Origin of the sequence: Clostridium sp. AF02-29 (assembly GCF_934835585.1) — a bacterium.
Lineage (GTDB): Bacteria > Bacillota > Clostridia > Lachnospirales > Lachnospiraceae > Otoolea > Otoolea fessa.
The window spans coordinates 22935-43541 of record NZ_CAKVZK010000018.1; the positions used below are offsets into that span (position 1 = coordinate 22935).

Annotated in this window: 18 protein-coding genes; 14 read left to right on the forward strand and 4 right to left on the reverse strand. The window is 49.4% G+C overall.

The annotated features are described in order from the left end of the window. Window positions 1-238: 238 nt before the first annotated feature. The gene (locus tag PUQ60_RS06205) at window positions 239-598 is read left to right on the forward strand and encodes a DUF1622 domain-containing protein (protein WP_022358814.1); all 360 of its coding nucleotides are present in this window, start codon (window positions 239-241) and stop codon (window positions 596-598) included. Between the two features lie 77 nt (window positions 599-675). Here the strand turns inward: PUQ60_RS06205 and PUQ60_RS06210 are convergent, their stop codons facing one another. Further along, window positions 676-1773, reverse strand: a complete 1098-nt coding sequence (locus tag PUQ60_RS06210) for a helix-turn-helix transcriptional regulator (protein WP_022358813.1) — start codon at window positions 1771-1773, stop codon at window positions 676-678. Between the two features lie 365 nt (window positions 1774-2138). Here PUQ60_RS06210 and PUQ60_RS06215 point away from each other — a divergent pair, with 365 nt between their 5' ends. From PUQ60_RS06215 to PUQ60_RS06250, 8 genes are all read left to right on the forward strand, one after another. Then, window positions 2139-3179: a proline racemase family protein gene (locus PUQ60_RS06215; protein WP_273379701.1), complete on the forward strand. Its 1041-nt coding sequence runs from the start codon at window positions 2139-2141 to the stop codon at window positions 3177-3179. Window positions 3180-3282: 103 nt separating this feature from the next. Continuing rightward, window positions 3283-4347 carry a TRAP transporter substrate-binding protein gene (locus PUQ60_RS06220; RefSeq protein ID WP_118653036.1) on the forward strand — a complete coding sequence of 355 codons (1065 nt, stop codon included), beginning with the start codon at window positions 3283-3285 and terminating at the stop codon, window positions 4345-4347. 75 nt (window positions 4348-4422) lie between these two features. Then, a complete protein-coding gene (locus PUQ60_RS06225) occupies window positions 4423-4941 on the forward strand; it encodes a TRAP transporter small permease (protein ID WP_273379699.1) in 519 nt (172 codons plus the stop codon). Window positions 4942-4950: 9 nt separating this feature from the next. Further along, complete coding sequence (locus PUQ60_RS06230) at window positions 4951-6237, forward strand: TRAP transporter large permease (RefSeq protein WP_273379697.1); 1287 nt, start codon at window positions 4951-4953, stop codon at window positions 6235-6237. Between the two features lie 110 nt (window positions 6238-6347). Beyond that, window positions 6348-6953: a serine dehydratase beta chain gene (locus PUQ60_RS06235; RefSeq protein WP_273379695.1), complete on the forward strand. Its 606-nt coding sequence runs from the start codon at window positions 6348-6350 to the stop codon at window positions 6951-6953. After that, a complete protein-coding gene (locus PUQ60_RS06240; RefSeq protein WP_273379693.1) occupies window positions 6950-7930 on the forward strand; it encodes an L-serine ammonia-lyase, iron-sulfur-dependent, subunit alpha in 981 nt (326 codons plus the stop codon). Before PUQ60_RS06235 ends, PUQ60_RS06240 begins: the two co-directional genes overlap by 4 nt. A 226-nt stretch (window positions 7931-8156) precedes the next feature. Beyond that, window positions 8157-8834: a DUF3990 domain-containing protein gene (locus tag PUQ60_RS06245; RefSeq protein WP_107001858.1), complete on the forward strand. Its 678-nt coding sequence runs from the start codon at window positions 8157-8159 to the stop codon at window positions 8832-8834. Next, window positions 8815-9447 carry a helix-turn-helix domain-containing protein gene (locus tag PUQ60_RS06250; protein ID WP_022358806.1) on the forward strand — a complete coding sequence of 211 codons (633 nt, stop codon included), beginning with the start codon at window positions 8815-8817 and terminating at the stop codon, window positions 9445-9447. Before PUQ60_RS06245 ends, PUQ60_RS06250 begins: the two co-directional genes overlap by 20 nt. A 29-nt stretch (window positions 9448-9476) precedes the next feature. Here the strand turns inward: PUQ60_RS06250 and PUQ60_RS06255 are convergent, their stop codons facing one another. The 3 genes from PUQ60_RS06255 to PUQ60_RS06265 all read right to left on the reverse strand — a co-directional run bounded on the left by PUQ60_RS06255 (window position 9477) and on the right by PUQ60_RS06265 (window position 14238). Further along, a complete protein-coding gene (locus PUQ60_RS06255) occupies window positions 9477-10895 on the reverse strand; it encodes a HAMP domain-containing sensor histidine kinase (RefSeq protein WP_273379689.1) in 1419 nt (472 codons plus the stop codon). Window positions 10896-10947: 52 nt separating this feature from the next. Continuing rightward, window positions 10948-11661 carry a response regulator transcription factor gene (locus tag PUQ60_RS06260; protein ID WP_022358804.1) on the reverse strand — a complete coding sequence of 238 codons (714 nt, stop codon included), beginning with the start codon at window positions 11659-11661 and terminating at the stop codon, window positions 10948-10950. 171 nt (window positions 11662-11832) lie between these two features. Further along, on the reverse strand, window positions 11833-14238 hold the full coding sequence (locus tag PUQ60_RS06265; RefSeq protein WP_117796702.1) for an endonuclease MutS2: 2406 nt from the start codon (window positions 14236-14238) through the stop codon (window positions 11833-11835). A 279-nt stretch (window positions 14239-14517) separates the two neighbouring features. Here PUQ60_RS06265 and PUQ60_RS06270 point away from each other — a divergent pair, with 279 nt between their 5' ends. The 5 genes from PUQ60_RS06270 (at window position 14518) to PUQ60_RS06290 (ending at window position 20607) form a co-directional block, all read left to right on the forward strand. Then, on the forward strand, window positions 14518-15792 hold the full coding sequence (locus PUQ60_RS06270; protein ID WP_273379686.1) for a S1C family serine protease: 1275 nt from the start codon (window positions 14518-14520) through the stop codon (window positions 15790-15792). 23 nt (window positions 15793-15815) lie between these two features. Beyond that, complete coding sequence (locus tag PUQ60_RS06275) at window positions 15816-16766, forward strand: HD domain-containing protein (protein WP_022358800.1); 951 nt, start codon at window positions 15816-15818, stop codon at window positions 16764-16766. Window positions 16767-17157: 391 nt separating this feature from the next. Continuing rightward, on the forward strand, window positions 17158-18822 hold the full coding sequence (locus PUQ60_RS06280) for an ABC transporter substrate-binding protein (RefSeq protein ID WP_337955616.1): 1665 nt from the start codon (window positions 17158-17160) through the stop codon (window positions 18820-18822). Next, window positions 18815-19801: an ABC transporter permease gene (locus tag PUQ60_RS06285; RefSeq protein ID WP_337376602.1), complete on the forward strand. Its 987-nt coding sequence runs from the start codon at window positions 18815-18817 to the stop codon at window positions 19799-19801. The genes PUQ60_RS06280 and PUQ60_RS06285 overlap by 8 nt, the downstream gene beginning before the upstream one ends. Further along, a complete protein-coding gene (locus PUQ60_RS06290; protein ID WP_273379683.1) occupies window positions 19798-20607 on the forward strand; it encodes an ABC transporter permease in 810 nt (269 codons plus the stop codon). The genes PUQ60_RS06285 and PUQ60_RS06290 overlap by 4 nt, the downstream gene beginning before the upstream one ends.

The following is a 20607-nucleotide window of genomic DNA, read 5'->3' on the forward strand; positions in this document are numbered from 1 at the left end:
ATATACTAAAAATAGATTTATCACAAATCAAATGCGGTTTGCATAGCCGGATTGTAGCAGTTTCACGTTTCATTGTCAAGATGAAAACAGAATAAAAATTGAGTTGCATATTTGAAATGGGGCGTGTATAGTAAAGAAAATTGTAGCGGTTCAGTAGGTTTACGCATTTACTGAGCTACAGGAAATGGATAAAATTAGTACAAGCGAGAAGGGAAGAATACCTGGAAAGGAAGGGGTAATGGGAGAAGTAATTAAAGTATTAGACTGGTTGTTAGAGAATTTGGTACAGATATGCACAGTCATGCTGGAATTGTTTGGAATCATTGTGCTGGTTTCGACAGCGGTATCCTGCTTTGTTCAGTGGATACGAAACAAGCGTCAGCTGATCCGCCTGAATCTGGCACAGGGAATTGCGCTGGCGTTGGAATTCAAGATGGGCGGCGAGGTGCTCAGGACAGTTGTGGTACGGGAGTGGTCGGAACTTGGAATTTTGGGAGCCATCATTGTCCTTCGGGCAATGCTTACATTTTTGATTCATTGGGAGATCAAGAACGAAAAAAGAGAAACCAAGGAAGAGCAGGGAGAAAAGCCAGAGTAAAAAGGGGCACGAAAAAGGGAGTCTGCAGGATGAGCGGACTCCCTTTTTTTCGTGGTTAAACAAGATTAATGCGAAAATTATTTGTCGTAGAAATGAATGCGTTCCAGAATTTGCTTCTGGCTCTTGATTTCCATTTTGGAATAAATGGAAGCCAGATGCTTTTTGACAGTAGGGATGCTGACGAAGAGGGTGGAAGATATCTGATCGTTGGAATATCCACGCAGTAAAAGGCTTAAAACATTTACTTCTCGGTTCGTCAGGGAAAAATCCCGGCTGATCTGGGAAAGAGTACGATCCATCACATAGGATAAATCGAAGAACAGACATACAAAGCAGTCGTTGTCTGGTCCCTCCTTAAGATGAGAGCGGCTTACCTCCAGAAACAAAGGGCTGTTTTCCATCTTGTATTCGATATTTTGTCCCGTAATGCTTCCGGAACGGAGCAGCTGACGGCAAAGAGAGCGAAAACAGTTGGAAATGGGGTTGTTGGATAAATCTGCAAATCCATGATTCTCCATGTATGTATGGTAGGTTGTGTTGCACCCGATAAAATTCAGTTTATCGTCAAAACAGCCGATTCCGATGCAGTTGTAATTTTCCAGTACATGAAATGCCCGTCCGATGTTGAGCTCCCGCCCGTAATTTTTAAATACGTTGCAGAAATGCGGCTGGAATAACCGGACAAGGCTTAATTCATCTGGCAGGAAATTTTTTTTATCGTTGGATCGGTGGATGGAAAACACTCCCCGCAGATCCCGGTTCCGAATCGAAAAATTCGTTTCAATGGAATCATGCAGCCCCATGGGAAGTAGAAATTCCTGAAAATAAAGAGAATTTTTTCGAACCTCCTGATTGAACAGCTGGTTGGTCAGGAAAGTTACATTGCTGTCGGAGTCCAGAATCGACAGAACATCGTCCATATGGCAGTATTCTTCCTGATATCGCCGTTTCTGTTCATCATTCCAGTTGATGGTGTAGATGGAATGGGTTTTGTAATTCTGTCCCTGCTTTTGGTAAAACAAAAAATTTGCTTTTTCAAAAAAAACAATATTGTTCAGGTTCAGGAAAAAACTCTCCATCCGTTTTTCAAGAAGAATTGAATCGTCGTAAAGTTCAGCAATGATCTGATTGACGTTTTCAATTCGTGATGTTGTAAAAAGATTTTCAGCACTCATGAAGATGCCTCCTTTCCCGTGAGTATTCAATTAGTGAAAACAAAATGGAATCAATACTAGACTATAGTCCAACTATTGTTTTAAACTATTTTTAATAGACTGATAATATATAAAGCATAATAAAATGTTGTTATGATTATTGCAAGTGGAAAAACTTTGAAAATAGAAAAAGTATCCAAAAGTATACTATGATAGAACCGAAAGTACCTACCGTTAACTGACGTCATGCATCATAATAACCAAAACACAAAAAACTTTGTATTAAAAATGATGTTTTTTGAAAGTTTTCATCATGATATGATTTTGACAACGAGATTTCAGAAAACTGAAAGAGAACGGACGAAATTTTTAATACGGAGGAGCCTATGGAAAAAAAGAATGAATTTTGTTTGCAGGAGATTAAGGGGAGAAAGGCAGTAACCTGTATCGAGACACATACAGAGGGAGAGCCAACCCGAACCATTTTATCGGGATTTCCGGAAATTCCGGGGAATACGATGGAAGAAAAGATGCTCTATATGATGCAGGAACAGGACTGGCTGAGAAAAGCAATTTGTTTTGAACCGCGTGGAAATGACGTAATGTCCGGAACGATTGTTACCAAGCCGTGCAATCCGGAGGCAGATTTCGGTGTTTTATATTACGAGGTTGGAAACTGGATGCCGATGTGCGGACATGATACGATCGGAGTTTCAACGGCACTGATTGAAAGCGGACTCTTAAAAGCGGAGGAACCGTATACATATGCGACCTTAGATACACCATCTGGACTGGTAAAAGTGAAAATTGAGGTGAAAGATGGCAAGGCGGTGCGGGTATCCTTTAAAAATGCCCCGGCATTTGTGATGAACCGGGATGTAAAGGTACAGGTTCCTGGATATGGTGAGATTCCATTAGACATTGCATACGGCGGAAACGTATTTGCGTTAGTACCGGCATCGGCAATGGGCTTAAAGCTGGATAAAGAAAATGCAAAAGAGATTGTCGAAAAAGGAAATTATCTTAAAAAGTTTATCAATGAGCAGGTAACAGTCAAGCATCCGTATCTGGAAATCATGAACCAGGTAACGCATGTGGAATTTTTCGAACCGGGTACAGAAGGGGTTTCGGATGTAAAAAATGCAGTTGTCATTCCCCCGGCAGCGATTGACCGAAGCCCTTGCGGAACCGGTACATCAGCGAAGATGGCACTTCTTCATGCGGAAGGAAAGCTGGCAGTCGGACAGTCGTTTGTGCATGAGAGCCTGATTGGAAGTTTATTCCACTGCCATATCGTTGAAGAGACAGAGGTGGCAGGAATTCCGGCAGTAGTACCGGAGATCAGCGGACGGGCGTTTGTGATGGGAGAGAGTACATGGTTATTCGATCCGGACGATCCATTCCCGGAAGGTTTCTTATTAGGCTAAATCGATAGACACAAAATAAAAGTTTAAAGGTACAGGGAGGTACTTCTGAGGGAAAGAAGTACCTCGGGAGTTCACATAAAAACAGTATAAAGGAGGATACTTTATGAAAAAGAGATGGCTTTGCGGTACGATGGCATTGGTAATCGGAGCGATGGCAATGGCGGGGTGTTCAGGCGGAAATTCTTCTTCATCCGCATCTGCAGCCGGAACCGAAGCAGCAGATAGTGGTTCCAGCGTAGATACTTCCGGAGCGGAGATGACGATCCGTGTAGCACATGTATGTGGAACCGGTTCTCCGTATGATTACGGTGCGAATGCTTTTAAAAAGCTGGTCGAGGAGGGCAGCGACGGACGGATTAAAGTAGAGGTTTATGCAGGCGATATGACAACTGATGAGGTTGAGTGTGTCGAGATGGTTCAGAATAATAACCTGGAAATCGGCTGGGTAGGAACCGGTGCACTGGGCGGATTTGTACCAGATTTAGGCATTTTTGAGCTTCCATTCCTGTTTGAGGATGAGGATAATGTCAATAAAGCGCTGGAGGGAGAATTTGGCAATTCCCTTCTGGAGCAGTTAAGCGCGGTTGATGGAATTACAGGACTTGGTTTCCATGAGGATGGCTGGAGAAATATCCTGACTAAAGATAAGACAATTAATACCGTAGATGATATGAAGGGCGTTCGTATGAGAACCATGCAGAATGAAGTTTGCGTGGCAACCTACGAAGCACTTGGTGCTACACCGGTTGCATTGGCATCTGGCGAGCAGTTCACAGGACTTCAGAATGGTGTTGTAGATGGAACAGACAATAGTGCATTATATGCAGTAGCAGATGGTTATATTGAGGTTGTTAATAATATCTGCGATATTCATCATTACTATTCCAGCGGTATCATTGTTGCTTCTTCAAAATGGTATGAGGGTTTAAGCGAAGAAGACCAGAAACTCGTGAAAGAGTCAGCTATAAAAGCAGGCGAAGAGCAGAGAGCTTGGTTCCTGGAAAATGACGAGGCAAAGATTGCTGAGTATGAAGAAAAAGGTTATACCGTAACACGTCCGACTGATATTGATGCATGGAAAGAAAAAGTTGCTCCGGTATATGATAAAATGTACGCGGCACATCCGACCTGGGAAGGTCTGGTTGAGATGGTTCGCGCAGCGAAATAAAGTACAATAATTTTTGAACTATCATGTACTCCCGGAGCCTGTTTTCGGGAGTACATTTACAAAGAGGGGAGAAAAATGGCAGGATTGATTGAAAAACTTCACAAGATTGGCGACGTGCTCAATACGGTTGCCAGAGTTGCATTAGGGGTTACGTCAATTGCTTTATGTATCGCGGTAATCGGTCAGTTTATTTTGCGATGGTTTGGAGCTACGATGCCATGGGCAACGGAGTTCTCCTGTTATATCTTCGTTTGGACCACGATGCTTGGCAGTGCCGTAGCAAGCCGTCATCTGCTTCATATCGGTGTTGACATGGTAATTAACTTGTGCCATGGAAAAACACGTCAGTTTATGCTGGTTCTGGCGGATGTGATTTTATTATTTGCACTTGTTTTATTTACAATTTCAGGTTGGAACTATACAGTTGCACAGATTCCACATCTGGGAACGACGATCAAGGTTTCGCTGGCGCTCTTTTATGCAGCCCTTCCAGTCAGCGGTCTCATTATGATTTATTATACATTTGTGCAGCTTCTTGAAAATATATGTTACGGGGAAGCGAAAAAGATTCCTCTTCCGGGGGATGAAGAGTAGGAGGTCAATATGTTCAGCAGTATAATTTTATTTGGAAGCTTTTTCTTGTTTCTTGCATTAGGCGTTCCGATTGCTTTTGTATTGATCGTAGCGACGGTCTCCTATGCGCTTTTAAGTACCGGTGATGCCAACCTGGCGTTGGTTCCGCAGCGAATTATCTATGGTATTAATAGTTTTACCATGCTTTGTCTTCCATTCTTCGCTCTGGCAGGAAATATTATGAATCACGGCGGTATTACCATGCGTCTGGTTCGTTTCGCACAGGCATTCGTTGGACATATCAAGGGTGGTCTGGCGATGGTAGACATCCTGGTATGTATGATGTTTGGTACAGTTTCAGGCTCGGCGGTAGCTGGTACGGCGGCAGTTGGATGCCTGATGATTCCGGCAATGAAGGATGAAAAGTATGATCCGGCGTTTACAGCAGGTCTGACCGCGTGTGCATCCTGCTGCTGCCCGATTATCCCACCGAGTCTGGCATTCGTTATTTACGGTGCGGCAGCGAAGGTATCCGTTGGCGATATGTTTATCGCCGGAGTAGTACCGGGTATCCTGATGGGTCTTATTATGATGCTGGTTGTCTATGTATTTGCAGTGAAACGTGATTTTTCAGCAGGTCCTAAGACAAGCTGGAAGGAAAAATGGGAAGCAACCAGACAGGCACTTCCATGTATCGGACTTCCGATCATCGTTGTTGGCGGTATCATGGGTGGTTTCTTTACTCCGACCGAGGCAGCGGCGGCAGCGGTTCTCTATTCCCTGATTCTGTCGGCATTTGTATACCGGACCGTTGGCTGGAAAGAGCTCTGGAAATCGATTATCGACAGCGCGATCGACAGTGGTACGGTTATGCTGATTGTCGGCGGCTGCTATCTGTTTGGATGGGTTATCTCCAATGAGAGATGGGCAGTTTCTGTAACGAATATGCTGGTTGGTCTTCATACTTCTTTAGCAGTGAAACTGTTACTGGTCAATCTGGTTCTTCTGGTTGTTGGTATGTTTATGGATAGTGCTCCGGCAATCATGCTGGTAGCGCCGATTCTGGCACCGGCGATGGCAAGCCTGGGCGTTGATCCGATTCAGACTGGTATGATTGTCTGCCTGAACCTGACCATCGGTCTGGCAACTCCGCCGGTAGGTGTCTGCTTATACACGGCGACCAATATTGCAAGATGTAAATTTGGAGATACGGTTCGAAATGCAGTACCATTCCTGGTAGCGATGCTGGCAGCATTAGCGATTATTACGAATGTTCCGGTAGTATCCAGAATTCCATTTATTTTAATGGGACGATAGAAACGAGAGGGGACGTTGAAGTTGGACGTTCCCTTTTCCTTTACAAAAACACGAATCAAAAATGATGAATAAAAAACATGGAATGATTGATATAAAAAGGAGGAGAAACCATGGAAAAACTGCCCTGCAGTATCTTCAATGATGTACTCGGTCCGGTGATGCGCGGACCTTCCAGTTCCCATGTGGCAGGGGCGGCGCGGATCGCCTCCATGATCCGGCAATCTCTGGATGCACCGGTGAAAAAAGCGATTGTTGATTTTGATGTCAATGGTGCGCTGGCGGCATCGCACACGGGACACGGAACGGATATGGGATTTGCCAGCGGGCTTTTGAATATGGAGCTGGATGCGCCGGATGTCGCACAGTATGAGGCGATTGCGAAAGAACGGGGATTGGAGATCGAATACCGGATCCTTGATTATGGGGCAGAGCATCCGGGCAATTACCGGGCAGAGGTCTGGGATCGGAATGGAAATGTCGTGCATTGGGAGGCGATCGCAGTCGGCGGCGGTATGGTCGAGATGCAGAAATATGAAGGATTTTCGGTGCAGATAGCCGGAGATTTCTATGAGCTTCTGGTAATTGCGGATGTGGCACCGGGAATTGAGGAAAAGATAGAAGCGCTTTTGCCGGATGTTGAATTTTTCCAGAGCGGTCAGAAGGATGATCAGATCTTATATAATTGGAAATTAGCTGTTCCGCTGACAAAAATGTGATCCAAGCCATCCGTGATGTGGCGGGTGTCAGACAGGCGTGCTATCTTGAACCGGTGCTTCCGACGCATTCCAGCAGAACCTGTCAGGTTCCATTTTCAACGGCAGCCGCCCTGGTTGATTATGCGAAAGAGCATCCAATGAAGTCCTGGGAGTATGCATTGGAATATGAAGCTTGTCGGGGCGGTCAGTCGAGAGAAGCCGTATACCGTCAGATGGAACAGATCTTGTCGGTCATGGAACAGGCGGTTGAGACGGGATTAGCCGGGACGAAATATCAGGACCGTATTCTGGGCGAGCAGGTCAGCAAGGTGGCAGCAGCCGAGCAGGCAGGACGCTTGATTCCGGATCTGATTGTCAATGAGATCATCCGCTGTATCACGGCGGTGATGGAAAGCAAGAGCTCCATGGGCGTGATCGTAGCGGCACCGACCTGTGGCTCCTGCGGATGCCTGCCGGGAACGGTCATCGGACTGGCGCGGGCGCTGTCACTTCCGAGAGAAAAGGTAGTACAGGGACTTCTGGTTGCGGGTCTGGTCGGTGTCTTTTTTGCAGAGGAAGCGACGTTTTCGGCGGAAGTAGCAGGATGCCAGGTAGAGTGCGGTGCCGGTTCCGGTATGGCAGCGGCGGCACTCACGGCGATGATGGGCGGAACCATCGAAAATTGTATGGATGCGGCGTCCGTAGGACTCCAGAACATCACAGGACTTGCCTGCGATCCGGTTGGAAACCGTGTTGAATGGCCGTGCCTCGGCAAAAATATCATGGGCGGAAGCAACGCGCTCGCCAGCGCCAATATGATACTGGCAGGTTATAACAAGGTGATCCCGCTGGATGAGACGATCGGTGCAATCTATGAGATCGGTCTGTCACTGCCGCTGGAATTGCGTTGTACCTTTGGCGGTCTGGGTAAGACAAAGACTGCCCGGGAGATTCTGAAGCGGTCCGACGCGCATTTTCCGGGGGAAGAGGCGCGGTAGGTGTAATTCGAAACATCGTGAAAGGACAGTTACAGTTTGTGTAAGGTGCGTACTGTAACGTGGCATATCTTTTTAAGATCTGAAATAAAAATTGATTAAATAACTCTATAGAGATATAATATTAATAAAAATATCTATATAGAGTTATTTTCATTAAAACGAATCTATTTTTTATATACCCCATGTTTCTACTTGCTTCCATAATAGATAAGGAGGTTGCCTCAGAATGAGAAAAATTTTATATCACGGTTCCTTGGAAATTATTTCTACTCCTATGTATGGTCAGGGAAAGGTCTATAATGACTACGGACAGGGCTTTTATTGTACGGAGAGTCTGGAGCTGGCGAAGGAGTGGTCGTGCGCCGAGCGGGAGGACGGCTATGTGAATCAGTATGAAATGGATGAAACCGGTCTTTTGATTTTAAATTTGATGGAGAAGCACTACAGCGTTCTTCATTGGCTGGCGATTTTGATGAAATACCGGAAAATCCGCCTTTCTTCGGCGGTCATGAAACGGGGAAGAGAGTGGTTGCTGGAACATTTCCTCCCGGATGTGGACGGATATGATGTGGTGATTGGGTACCGGGCGGATGATTCGTATTTTTCATTTGCAAGGGCGTTTGTAAATAATGAAATATCGTTAGAGCAGCTTTCGTATGCGATGCGGCTGGGAAAATTGGGAGAGCAGTATGTATTAAAGAGTCAGAAGGCATTTCAGGCGATACACTTTCTTTCTTATGAAGGAGTAGATTCAGTGGAATATTATGTAAAACGAAGAGCCAGGGATGAGCAAGCTAGAAATGCATACCGGAAAAAGGTGGAAGAGGATGATATCGACGGTATTTATATGCGGGATTTGATTCGAGGGGAGGTGTCGGCTGAGGATGAGCGCTTATGGGATTGAATATCTGGATGATGCGATGAGAAATCTGGGGGAAATGACAGATTATGCGGTCAATGCCTGTGGGATGGATCTGGAAGATTTTTGGAAATTGTTTCTTACAACCGGGTATGCAGAAAAATTTGGGGAAGGTGTACCAAGAGTAGTGAGCGGCTTTTCTGGAACGGAGCTTGCGGAGGAAGTGCTTCGAAAAGCGGGAAAAAAGGACGAACTGCCGGAACCGCAGGTAGAATTTACCTGTTCCAGAGAGTATTGGAGTGGCTGGATACTGGCGTATTATCAGTGGTACAGTGAGAAGAAATTTAAGGAAATTGAAGCAGGGCTTCCGGTCCGGGAGGTTGTGGAAATGTATCCGGCACTTCATGAAGCTCCGGAGGATAAATTTGTTGAGGCGGCAGACAGAATCATTCGAAGAAAAGAGCAGGGAAAAAACGCGTTGCGGCGGATCCGGAAGATGGCGGGATATACCCAAAAGGATCTTTCAGAGCAATCGGGGGTTACGCTGCGGAGTATTCAGCAGTATGAACAGGGAAAAAAGAAGATTCAAAAAGCATCCGCAGAAACCGTGCGTGCGCTTGCACGGTCACTGGGATGCCAGATGGAAGATTTGCTGTAATTGCGAAGGGATTGGACAGTTTCAATTTGCTATAGCGCCGTCGCCTTCGGCAGACTAAAAATAAATTCCGTCCCCACGCCCTCGGTACTGACAACGTCGATATTTTCCCCATGTGCCTGAATAATCTCTTTGACAATCGCAAGCCCCAGTCCGGTTCCCTTTTTATCTTTTCCGCGCGATAAGTCGGTCTTGTAGAAACGTTCAAAGATTTTCTTCTGGCTGTCCTTCGGGATGCCGATGCCGGTGTCTTTGACGGAAATGAAGATTTTTTCATACCGGATGGAGGTCTGGATGTAAATGATCGAATCCTCGTGGCTGAATTTGATCGCGTTGTCGATCAGGTTGTAGAGAACCTGCTGGATTTTTCCGAGATCGGCGTAGACCATCTGGATGCTATCCGCAAAGGTCAGGTCAAACGTGATGCCTTTTGCGCTGCACGTGCCCTCGAAGGTTGCGGCGGTATCCTTGATCGTCCGGTTGATATCGAAATTTGTCCGGGTTAAGTAGCCTTTGCTGTCCAGGGAGTTGAGTGTCAGCATGCCTTGGGTCAGCTTGTTGAGGCGTTCGGTTTCGGAAATGACGATGTGCAGGTATTTATGATAGAGTTCCTGCGGGATTGTGCCGTCGAGAATCGCCTCGAGATAGCCCTTGATGGAGGTCAGCGGCGAGCGGAAATCGTGCGATACGTTCGCGATGAAATTGTGCTGGTACTGTTCCATTTCATTTAACTCGCTGGACATATAGTTTAATGTGCTGGCGAGATAGCCGATCTCGTCGTGAGTGGTAATCTGGATATTGTGTGCCAGGTTTCCGGCTGCATATTCATTGGCTGCGACCGTAATCTTTTTGAGCGGGAAATAGACCACTTTTGTAAAAACAAGAAGCACCACCAGGGATAGGAAGAACAGGATGATCGATGTTATGTAAATAATATTCAGAAATCCGTTCTGTTCCGCCTCAATGTTCTGGATTGGCATATGAATCACGATGTAGCCGTAGGTCTTCATATTGCCTGTGATCGGGGCGGAAACGGAGAGTACCTTGCTGTCAAACAGGTTGTAATACTGTCCGATGGAATAGAGTCGGTTGCCCTGTGCGGTCGGGTCGAAATCGTCGATTGTGATGCCGGTACGGCTGTCGCTGCTGTCCGCAACGATGGTGCCCTCATGGTTCAGGATCCAGATATCCGACTGCAGATAGGCGGAAACCGCCTCGATCTGTGGGTATGCCGAGTCGAGATTGATGGTTTTGCCCTCGTAGGCTTTGCTGCACCGATCGGCAATCATTGTCGCCTCGTCATACAGAACCTCCGATTCGCGTTCCACCAGATGGTGGTAGGTCATCTCAGATGAGATGGTCGCGATCGTGATGAATCCAAGCAGACCGAAGATGAGATAGCCGATCAGCAGTTTATAATAAAGAGAATGTGTGTAGTGGTTTGATTTCATGGTAAACCTCCGGTTACCTCTTCACGTAACAGTTCAGTTCCTTTACTAACAGTTACCGTTTTACCTCAAATTTATATCCAATCCCCCAGACGGTCGTCAGCGCCCACTTGTCGTTGCCCTTGATTTTTTCACGGAGCCGCTTGATATGGACATCTACCGTCCGCGTGTCGCCGATGTATTCATATCCCCAGATATGGTCGAGAAGCTGCTCCCTTGTGAATACCTGGTTTGGTGAGGACGCGAGGAAATAGAGCAGTTCCAGTTCCTTCGGCGGCAGCTCGATCGAGTGTCCGTTGTAAATGACGGAGTAGTTCGTCAGGTTGACGATGAGATCCGGATATTCGACAAAATTACCATGCTGTTCGGTCACGGACGATGCAGGCGTCTGCACTGGCGGCTGGTAGCGCCGCAGAACGGCTTTGACTCTGGCAACCAGCTCTTTCGAATCGAACGGTTTGATCATGTAGTCGTCAGCGCCCAGCTCCAGTCCCAGCACTTTATCAAAGATTTCGCCCTTGGCGGAGAGCATGATGATTGGCACCTGGGAGGTGCTTCGCAGTTCCCGGCAGACCTGATAGCCGTCGATGCCCGGAAGCATCAGATCCAGGAGAATCAGGTTGGGCTGAAATTCGGGAAATACCCGGAGAGCTTCTTCCCCGTCTCCGACAATTTTCGTTTCAAAACATTCTTTCGTCAGGTAAAGTGAGATTAGTTCAGCAATGTTGTAGTCGTCATCTACGATGAGAATGCGCTGCTTTTCAGCCATGTTGATTCCTCCTGTTTTTTTGGATATTTGTAACTGTTCAGTACCTTCACAGTCACGCGCAAAAATCCATTAAAAATTGCCTACGGCAATGGGATTTTTGCCTGCTGACCCATGTTTTCGTACGGTCAGCGCAGTAAATGCGCAGACCTACTGAACAGTTATGGATATTTCTTATTTAAATGTTACGATTGTAACGCCTGTATCGCCTTCGCCAAACTCGCCAAGCCGGTATTCCTTGACATAGCTTAATTTCTTCAAGTGGCGGTGTACGCCCGCTTTCAAAGCGCCGGTTCCGCGACCATGTACGACGCGGACCTGCGGAAGATGCGCCAGGTAGGCATCATCCAGGTATTTGTCGAGTACCGGGATCGCCTCATCGACGGTCATGCCAATCAGGTTGACCTCCGGCGATACGCTGAAGGACTTGGACATCTTGATCTTGCTGCTTCCGCTTCCGGAGCCGCGGGAACCGCCCGTATGCGTGCCGGAAAGTCCCGGTCCGGTGATGGATGCTTCCTCGACCATTTCCAGATCGCGGATATTGACGAGGGAGCGCAGAATTCCCATCTGTACATACAGATCGCCCTTGGCGTTCGGCAGGGAGCTGACGGTTCCCTTTAAATTCATAGAGAGAACGCGCACGGTATCGCCGAGACGCAGCTTTTTCGCGGAAACGGCTTTTTTCGGTGCGGCGGTTTTCTTAACTGCCAGTTTCTTGTCTACATCCTGGATCTTGCCGCGCAGCTTGGTCCGCTCGGCTTCCAGTTCTTTATTGACGCCGGAAGACTTGGCAAGCTTGTTGATGTTGCGGATCGTCTGATCGGCGGTGTCCTTCGCATCCTGAAGGATCTTCTGAGCTTCCTCGCGGGCTTTGGAAAGCATTTTTTCCTTCTGCTCGGAGAAACGTTCTTCCTTTTGCTGGAGGCGGTTCTTCAGCGTTTCAATTTCCTGTTTATAGGAGGCGATCTCTTCGCGCTCTTTTTCAATGGTCACGCGGCTGTTTTCCAGATTGGCAAGCAGATCCTCGAAGGATTCGTCCTTCTGCTCCATCTGGTTTTTCGCCTCGTCGATGATATAATCCGGCAGCCCCAGCTTGCGGGAAATGGCAAATGCATTACTTTTTCCTGGAATACCGATGAGCAGGCGGTAGGTCGGGCGGAGAGTCTCGACGTTGAACTCGCAGCAGGCATTTTCAACACCTGGCGCGGTCAGCGCAAAGACTTTTAATTCGCTGTAATGCGTGGTTGCGATCGTCCGGCAGGTCATGTTGTGCAGGAAATTTAAAACCGCAATCGCCAGCGCCGCGCCCTCGGTCGGGTCGGTACCGGAACAGAGCTCATCGAAGAGACAGAGCGAATTGGCGTCCGCCTCATTTAAAATCGAAACGATATTCGTCATATGGGCGGAGAATGTACTCAGATTCTGCTCGATGCTCTGCTCATCGCCAATGTCGGCAAATACATTGTCAAAAACAGCCAGCTCGGATCCCTCAAATGCCGGGATATGGAGTCCTGACTGCCCCATCAGGGTAAAGAGTCCGACGGTTTTTAAAGAAACGGTTTTACCACCCGTGTTTGGACCCGTCACAATCAGAAGGTCAAACGAATCGCCAACCCAGATGTTGATCGGAACGACCTGTTTCGGATTTAAGAGCGGATGGCGTCCGTCCTTGATATTGATATACCGTTTGTTGTTAAATTTCGGTTCCACGCAGTTATAGTGGCGGGAAAGAGCTGCCTTTGCGAAAATAAAATCGAGCTCTGCCAGAATCGAAAGATCCGAGAGGATCGCGTCGGTGTAAGGCATAAGCTGGCTGGAAAGAGCTGCCAGAACGAACTCAATTTCCCGTTTTTCCTGGATTTCCAGCTCGCGCAGTTCGTTGTTCAGCTTAACGATCGCGAGCGGCTCGATAAATACAGTCGAACCGGTCGAGGACTGGTCGTGCACCATGCCTGGGACCTGGGATTTATACTCAGCCTTGACCGGCAGGCAGTAGCGCCCGTCGCGCATTGTGATGACGGCATCCTGTAAATAGGTCCGGCTGGAATTTAAAATAGAATTTAACTGGGTATGGACGCGTCCGCCCACGATCTTCATGGAGCGGCGCACTTTGGCAAGTCCCGGACTTGCGTCATCGCTGACCTCATCCTCGGATGGCAGGCAGCGCTTGATCTCATTGTTGACCGGCGTCAGCGGATCCAGGGCGCGGAAGCGCTCATCAAGGGAATCATCTGGAAATTCTTCGGATTTCTCATGGCGTCCGTAGCTCTGCGCGCGGGCAGCGACTGTCAGCAGGGAGCTGACAGCGAGAAGCTCCGGGATCCCCAGGGAACTTCCGATTTCCAGACGTTTCATGGAACCACGCACATCCTTCACGCCGCCGAAGGAGAGACTTCCCTTCATGCGGACGCGCGTCAGGGCATCGGTCGTCTCCGTCTGGCTCTGCCGGATCGTCCCCAGATCACAGGACGGCTGCAGTTCCCGGCACATCTGTTTTCCCATCTCCGTGGAGGCGTACTCCGTGAGCTGGTCGATGATCTTTGTATATTCGAGAGTTTTTAATGCTTTTTCATTCATGTTGTGGTAATCCTCTTAATTTAAATGGTGTTCACATGATACCGTGACCACTAAATTCGTGAAAGACCTCATTAAGTGGTCAGGTATAAGTTCTCACTAGACTCGAAAAGACCTCGTCAAGTGTTCACATTATATCACATTCCCCGCCGTCTAGCCAAGCATTCGCACTTTTTTCTTGCATAACCTTAAGAAGGAAAGTATAATTAGGATATGTTATGCAAAGGGGAAAGTGAAATGCCGGATTCAGAAGAACTTGAAAAAAAGGAAAAACGGGAATTCATGAGAGAAACGATAGTGAAGCCGCCGCTGACCAGAAAACAGATTGCGAAGCGGGTGGCTCTCTTTGTATGCGCGTCAGCCGTATTTGGAGGAGTCGCGGCGGTTTCGTTTGCGGCGGTAAAGCCGTTTGCGGATCGGTGTTTTCAGGAAAATGGGATGCAGGAGACATCCTCAGTCGAGTTTTCCAAGGACGATCCGGACTCTGTTTCGCCGTCGGACGGTGCAGATGCGGATATGACAGCGCAGCCGGAACAAATGGAGCAGGAGATTGATGAGGCGGTCAGCGAGGCGCTTTCCAGCTATCAGTTTTCCGCAGACAATTTCAATTCGATGACGTCGGTGCTGCGTGGAATCGGGGAACAGGGTGATAAGTCGATCGTGACGGTCAGCTCCGGCAAACAGGATACGGATATATTTGGAAACCCGGTGGAAAATACGGGTGATTATGCAGGTGCAGTCATCGCGGAGAGTGATGGAGAATTTCTGATCTTTACTTACGCCGATGCGGTGCGGGCGGCGGATTCGATCAATGTGAGATTTTCAGATGGAACGAAGATCGCTGGTACAGTGCGCCAGATTGACGAAGTGCTCGGAATGGCAGTTGTGGCGGTGCCGTCCGGCAATCTGCCGGAAGAAGAGCGGAAAAAGGTGCAGGTGCTTTCACTTGCCAATTCATATACGGTCAAGGCAGGCGATGTCCTCGTAGGTATCGGCGGTCCGTCCGGACAGGTGCATTCGCTTTCGTTCGGAACGGTATCCTACGTGGCGCGCAATGTGCAGATTACAGATGGACTGACGCGGATCCTGTATGCGGATATCAGCAGCAATTCGCAGACGGGTACCTTTTTAATCAATACAGCCGGGGAGATGGTCGGCTGGACATCGGAGTCCTGCCGTAGCGAGAGCTGTACGGATCGGACGGCGGCGTACACCATTTCCAGCTACAAGCCGATTCTGGAGCGGCTGACGAATGGCGTTTCGGCGGCATATCTGGGCATCCTGGGACAGGATGTGAGCCGTGCGATGCAGGGGAGCGGCATTCCGGCGGGCGTTTACGTGACGGAGGCAGTCTCCGGCAGCCCGGCATATGACGCTGGCATCCAGCCCGGCGATATTATTGTGAAATTTGGCACAAAGGAGATCGGAAGTTTCAAAGATCTCCAGGCGCAGATTGAAAATTCCGCGAGCGGCGTGTCTGTATCGGTAAATGTGATGCGGAAAGGGCGCGACGGATACACGGAAATTCCATTTTTGGTATCTCTGCGCGCCAGATAGAAATTCAGGAGGATATAGGCAGAATGAGATATATTGAACAGTTCCGGGAAGGAATGAGAGTCTCGGACGTATATTTATGTAAGACGAAACAGCACGCGGTGACGAAAAACGGAAAAGAGTACGCTTCCGTGCTGCTTCAGGATAAAACAGGCACGGTAGACTGCAAAATCTGGGATTTAAGTTCCCCGGGCATCAATGATTTTGAGCCGCTGCAGTACGTCTATGTGGACGGCGATGTGACGGTTTTCCAGGGTTCCAACCAGTTAAATATCAAGCGCATACGCAAGGCGGACGAGGGCGAGTATCAGGAAAGTGATTACCTTCCGGTCAGCTCAAAGGATATCAAGATAATGTATCAGGAGCTGACGGCTCTGGTGCAGTCTTTCCAGAATCCGTACCTGAAAAAGCTGGCATCCAGCTATTTCCTGGAAGATAAGGCATTTGTGAAGAAATTCTGCTTCCATTCGGCGGCGAAGAGTGTGCATCATGGTTTTGTGGGCGGACTTTTGGAACATACGTTAAGTGTTATGAAACTCTGTGATTTCTACACGAAGTCATATCCGGCGCTGAACCGCGATCTGCTTCTGACGGCGGCGCTGTTCCACGATATCGGAAAAGTGCAGGAATTATCCGCATTTCCGGAAAATGATTATACGGACGACGGTCAGCTCTTAGGTCATATCGTGATCGGCACGATGATGGTTGCAGACCGTATTAAGGAGATTCCGGGATTCCCGGCAAAGACAGCGGCGGAGTTAAAGCACTGCATCCTTGCACACCACGGCGAATTAGAGTACGGTTCCCCGAAGAAACCGGCGCTTCTGGAGGCGCTGGCATTGAATTTCGCGGACAATACCGATGCGAAGATGGAGACGATGCTGGAAGTCTTAAAGAGCGGCGGGGAGAATCCGGGCTGGCTTGGATATAACCGTTTCCTGGAGACGAATGTGAGAAAGACGACGCCGACGGAATAATAATAAGATAACAGACATCTAAAATGAGTCTAAATGTATATAAGAAAAAAAAACAGCGCTGCACAAGCAGATGCTGCCTTGCAGAAGCGGGGGAACGAAAAAATAGGAATCAGGACTCACCACCTAAAGAGGTGGGAGCCTTCTCGTTTCATAGGAAATTGCGTCCTATGAAGCAAAAAATGCTCCGCGGGATGCGCACTCGCGCGAAGAAGAAACATGTCGCAAGCGACCGCGCTCGGCACGAGAATGTGCCAAGGCACATTCTTTTTTAACTGAGATAAATAAGAAAAATGGAGAAGGATACCAGGAAGGTACAGCGGTTCAGCAGGGATCGCACTTTTCTGATATCCTTTTCTTTCATAAAGAAAAATATAGGGGTACAACAGAAAATATGAAAAAACGAGAAAATACAGGCAAAATCATTGGAAAGGTGTTCGGAGAAGCCAGGGCACTTGGCGTCACTGCCTTAGCGGCGGCTGTCATGCTTTCCGGATGCGGAAACGCTGGAAATCAGGCGCAGAAAGGCGGTTCCGGCGCAGAACAGACGGAAAATACCCACACAAGCGTTATTATCGCGATGCCGCCGACTTCAGAGCCGGAGGCGGGCTTTGATCCGGCATATGGCTGGGGCGCGGGCGAGCATATGCATGAACCGCTGATCCAGAGCACCCTGACGGTGACAGAAGCAGATTTGAGTATCGGGTATGATCTGGCAACAGATGTGGAGACCTCCGAGGATGGAATGACATGGACGGTGACGATCCGCGACGATGCGAAATTCACGGATGGCGAGGCGCTGACCGCGGAGGATGTGGCATTCACTTATAACACATTGAAAGAGACGAGTTCCGTCAACGATTTTTCAATGCTGAAACAGGCGGAGGCGATCGATGATGTGACGGTTGTGTTTGAGATGGAACGCCCGTTTGCTATCTGGTCATACACGATGGCGGTGACAGGAATTGTGCCGGAGCATGCATATGGAACGGATTACGGCACACATCCGATCGGTTCCGGGCGATATATCCTGAAACAGTGGGACAAGGGGCAGCAGGTGATTCTGGAAGCCAACCCGGATTATTATGGGGATGCGCCGAAGATGCGGCAGGTCACGATTCTCTTTATGGAAGAGGATGCGGCATTTGCGGCGGTGCGCGCCGGGCAGGTGGATGTGGCGTACACGGCGGCGTCCTATGCAGACCAGTCGGTTCCAGAATTCAGTCTTTTGGACTGTGAGACGGTGGACAACCGTGGATTTAACCTCCCGGCAGTGCCGGAGACGGTACGGGAGGATGGCGTAAAAATCGGCAATGATTTTACCGCGGATGTGCAGGTGCGCCGGGCGATCAACCTGGCGATTGACCGGCAGGAAATGATCGATCATGTGTTAAATGGTTACGGCAGCCCGGCATATAGTGTCTGTGACAAGATGCCGTGGTACAACGATGAAATGGAGAACATTTCCTATGATGTGGAGAAGGCGGAAGAGATGCTGGATGCGGCGGGATGGAAGAAAAATGCTGACGGCATCCGCGAAAAGGATGGAGTGAAAGCCATTCTGGAATTTCTCTATCCGACCGGGGATTCGGTGCGTCAGGCGCTGGCAGCCGATACGGCGCAGCAGTTAAAAGAGATTGGAATTGACGCATCGATCCGCGGCACCGGCTGGGATACTGCGTATGACGAGGCACAGTCGCAGCCGCTTCTCTGGGGCTGGGGCGCGCACACGCCGATGGAATTTTATAATATTTACCATACAAAGGCAGATACGGGGCTGGCAGAATATTCGCCGTATGCGAATGAGACCGTGGACGCTTATATGGATGAGGCACTGGCAGCACCGGATCTGGAAAGTTCGTATGAATTGTGGAAAAAGGCGCAGTGGGACGGCGAGACGGGCGTTTCAGCCGAGGGTGATCTTCCGTGGATCTGGCTGGTGAATGTCGATCATCTGTACTGGGTGAGAGACGGGCTTCATGTCGCAGAGCAGAAGGTGCATCCGCACGGTCACGGCTGGTCCATCGTCAACAATGTCGATCGGTGGTACTATGAGTAGGATGAAATGGTTTGGGCGCAGTCTGCTGCACCTGATTCTGCTGCTTTTGGCAGTCAGTCTGGCATCGTTTCTGCTGATGTCGATGTCTCCGGTCGATCCGCTGCAGACGAATGTCGGGCAGACGGCGCTCGGCTCGATGGCGCCGGAGCAGATCGAGAAGCTGCAGGCGTACTGGGGCGTTGGTGTGCCGGTCTGGAAGCGCTTCTTTAGCTGGATTTCGGGCATCTGTCATGGTGATTTTGGCATTTCCCTTCTGTACCGCAGACCGGTGCTGGAGGTGATCGCGGAAAAGGCGTCTGCGTCAGTGTGGCTCCTTCTGTCTGCGTGGCTGTTTTCGGGAATCGTGGGGATATTTTTAGGAATTGCAGCGGCGGCAAAACGGGGCAAGTGGGTGGATCGCCTGATTACGGGCTATTGCATCGTGATCGCGGGAACGCCGTCCTTCTGGCTGGCGCTGGTGCTGCTGCTTCTCTTTACAGTGCAGCTTCCCATCTTCCCAATCGGGTTCAGTGTCCCGGTGGGAATGGCGGCGGACGAGGTCAGCCTGGCGGATCGCCTGTATCACGCATTTCTGCCGGCGTGTACGCTGGGACTGACAGGGATTTCTTCGATTGCGATGCACACGCGCGAAAAAGTGATTGAGATTCTGGAAAGTGATTACGTACTCTATGCGCGGGCGCGGGGCGAGAGCGGCTGGCGGCTGATTTTCCGGCATGGACTCCGCAACCTGCTTCTCCCGGTAATTACGCTGCAATTTGGCTCGATCAGCGAGATTTTCGGCGGTTCGGTGCTGGTGGAACAGGTCTTTTCCTATCCGGGACTCGGACAGGCGGCGGTCACGGCGGGGCTGGGAAGCGATATCCCGCTTCTGCTGGGAATTACACTCATCAGTGCCGTGCTTGTATTTGCAGGAAATGCAGCGGCGGATGGGCTGTACCGGCTGGTCGATCCGAGACTTAGGAAAGGAGGCAGGGCATGAGAAAGAAAACACTCTGGCTGCTGGGAATTTCCCTCCTTTTCCTGATTTTGGTGACAGTGCTTGGAATCGTCTGGGTGGATGCCGCACAGCAGGTCGATTTTGCGAGAAAAAACCTGCCTCCGGGAACCGGCGGGCTGTTTGGAACCGACTGGATGGGGCGGGATATGCTGAAACGGACGGTTGCGGGGCTTTCTTTAAGCATCCGGCTGGGGCTTCTGACCGCGGCGATCAGCGCCGCGGTGGCATTGACGCTTGCATTGCTGGCGTCGCTTGGCGGGGGACTGATGGATTCATTGGTATGCGGGCTGATTAATCTGGTAATGGGAATCCCGCACATGCTTCTCCTGATCCTGATTTCCTACAGTCTGGGAAAGGGATTCCGGGGTGTGGCAGCCGGGATTGCCCTGACGCACTGGGCGTCGCTGGCGAGGCTTTTGCGGGCGGAAATCTTACAGATCCGGGAAAGTCCGTATGTGCGGATCTCCGAAAAACTGGGGAAAAAGCCCTGGTGGATTGCCTGGAACCACATCGTCCCGCAGGTATCGCGGCAATTTGTAACCGGGTTAATTCTTCTCTTTCCCCATGCGATTCTTCATGAGGCGGGCGTGACCTTTCTGGGCTTCGGTCTTTCCTCCGAGCAACCGGCGATCGGTGTTATTTTATCCGAGAGTATGTCGTACCTGATTACCGGAAAATGGTGGCTGGCGCTCTTTCCGGGCGCGGCACTGGTGCTGGTAACGCTGGGATTTCAGGCGATCGGGCAGAGCCTGGGGCGGCTGATGGATCCGGGGAGCGCGCATGAGTAG

Coding starts and splice junctions, on each gene's coding strand:
- PUQ60_RS06205 (WP_022358814.1), top strand. CDS start 239: ATGGGAGAAGTAATTAAAGTATTAGACTGGTTGTTAGAGAATTTGGTA.
- PUQ60_RS06210 (WP_022358813.1), bottom strand. CDS start 1,773: ATGAGTGCTGAAAATCTTTTTACAACATCACGAATTGAAAACGTCAAT.
- PUQ60_RS06215 (WP_273379701.1), top strand. CDS start 2,139: ATGGAAAAAAAGAATGAATTTTGTTTGCAGGAGATTAAGGGGAGAAAG.
- PUQ60_RS06220 (WP_118653036.1), top strand. CDS start 3,283: ATGAAAAAGAGATGGCTTTGCGGTACGATGGCATTGGTAATCGGAGCG.
- PUQ60_RS06225 (WP_273379699.1), top strand. CDS start 4,423: ATGGCAGGATTGATTGAAAAACTTCACAAGATTGGCGACGTGCTCAAT.
- PUQ60_RS06230 (WP_273379697.1), top strand. CDS start 4,951: ATGTTCAGCAGTATAATTTTATTTGGAAGCTTTTTCTTGTTTCTTGCA.
- PUQ60_RS06235 (WP_273379695.1), top strand. CDS start 6,348: ATGGAAAAACTGCCCTGCAGTATCTTCAATGATGTACTCGGTCCGGTG.
- PUQ60_RS06245 (WP_107001858.1), top strand. CDS start 8,157: ATGAGAAAAATTTTATATCACGGTTCCTTGGAAATTATTTCTACTCCT.
- PUQ60_RS06250 (WP_022358806.1), top strand. CDS start 8,815: ATGAGCGCTTATGGGATTGAATATCTGGATGATGCGATGAGAAATCTG.
- PUQ60_RS06255 (WP_273379689.1), bottom strand. CDS start 10,895: ATGAAATCAAACCACTACACACATTCTCTTTATTATAAACTGCTGATC.
- PUQ60_RS06260 (WP_022358804.1), bottom strand. CDS start 11,661: ATGGCTGAAAAGCAGCGCATTCTCATCGTAGATGACGACTACAACATT.
- PUQ60_RS06265 (WP_117796702.1), bottom strand. CDS start 14,238: ATGAATGAAAAAGCATTAAAAACTCTCGAATATACAAAGATCATCGAC.
- PUQ60_RS06270 (WP_273379686.1), top strand. CDS start 14,518: ATGAGAGAAACGATAGTGAAGCCGCCGCTGACCAGAAAACAGATTGCG.
- PUQ60_RS06275 (WP_022358800.1), top strand. CDS start 15,816: ATGAGATATATTGAACAGTTCCGGGAAGGAATGAGAGTCTCGGACGTA.
- PUQ60_RS06280 (WP_337955616.1), top strand. CDS start 17,158: ATGAAAAAACGAGAAAATACAGGCAAAATCATTGGAAAGGTGTTCGGA.
- PUQ60_RS06285 (WP_337376602.1), top strand. CDS start 18,815: ATGAGTAGGATGAAATGGTTTGGGCGCAGTCTGCTGCACCTGATTCTG.
- PUQ60_RS06290 (WP_273379683.1), top strand. CDS start 19,798: ATGAGAAAGAAAACACTCTGGCTGCTGGGAATTTCCCTCCTTTTCCTG.